Annotated in this window: 1 protein-coding gene; it reads left to right on the top strand. The window is 57.8% G+C overall.

Features of this window, described 5'->3' with window-relative positions; genetic code table 11:
- A partial coding sequence (locus SB719_RS18985; protein ID WP_412159581.1) for a hypothetical protein occupies window positions 1-282 on the top strand: 282 nt, incomplete at its 5' end.
- Window positions 283-581: the final 299 nt, after the last annotated feature.

Here is a 581-nt window from a genome sequence, read left to right as displayed (position 1 = left end):
TCGCACTCATTGATCCGGCAACAAAGAGGTTCGCTACCCACTGCCCCAACCGCTGATCGCCTACTTCTGCTCGTCCGCTCTAGTGCGCCGCGTCAAGAGGCCACGGTAATTCACAAGATCAGCTGGTTCGTCGGCATCAACAAGCGGCGCCTCTACCATTCCTCTGGCATGGAACGCCCGCAAACCACGGTTGCTGAAATCAAGGCAGACGCGGCGAGAAAGAGCATCGATTGCATCGTGTGCTCGATGGAACTGAAAGACGCGCCAGCGGCCTCCCGATGATTCCGACGACGACCCGGCAAACAAACATCCAATGCACTGGTTGATCCGGGACGGGTCAGCAGTCGAAGAACGGCCCGACCGCTTGCCCTGCAACCCGGTCTCCCGCCGCCCATGTTTCCAAACCGAACGTGAGGGCGATCCGCCGGATGGAGGAAACTCTCGGAGAGGTAAGCGGAAAAGGCATCGAGAAAACGGTAAGGACCAACAAGGGGGGGGAAGACGAGAGCGAAAATCAACCAACACCATTAGGCGAAACGGTAGAAGGGCCAAAGGCCAAATCGACATCAAGGGGCTAATGC

Origin of the sequence: Pantoea sp. SIMBA_079, assembly GCF_046940275.1 — a bacterium.
Lineage (GTDB): Bacteria > Pseudomonadota > Gammaproteobacteria > Enterobacterales > Enterobacteriaceae > Pantoea > Pantoea borealis.
Note: the sequence above shows the minus strand (reverse complement) of the source record. Positions and strands in the feature narration are given on the sequence as shown.